Origin of the sequence: Actinokineospora sp. NBRC 105648, from assembly GCF_030269645.1 — a bacterium.
GTDB lineage: Bacteria > Actinomycetota > Actinomycetes > Mycobacteriales > Pseudonocardiaceae > Actinokineospora.
Map to the genome: position 1 here is coordinate 1 of NZ_BSTR01000138.1, position 306 is coordinate 306.

1 protein-coding gene is annotated in these 306 nt (G+C 62.7%); it reads right to left on the minus strand.

Annotated elements, in window-relative coordinates:
- A partial coding sequence (locus QSK30_RS36675) for a transposase (RefSeq protein WP_285510013.1) occupies nucleotides 1-306 on the minus strand: 306 nt, incomplete at both ends.

A 306-nucleotide genomic window follows, 5' to 3' on the forward strand; every position in this document is an offset into this window, starting at 1 on the left:
TCATGAATACCGATTTCAGCAACGCGGGCTGGTTTCCCTTACACGTTGCGACATAGTCGAACCCGCGTTCGCCGGCGAGATACTCGGCGGTGTCTCGCTGGGTGTGCGCGGCGTCCATCGTGACCACTACCCGTTCCGTGCCCCGTGCGGGCACACCCGCCAGCAGTGCCCTGACCTGTGTGATCTCGTTGGTGTCGGCCGGAACCTGCACCTGGGCGATCGTGACGCCTTCGCGATGGACCATCGCGGAGAACAACGTGAACTGATCGTTCTCGTCAGTCCACGCGCCCCGCAACACCTTTCCGT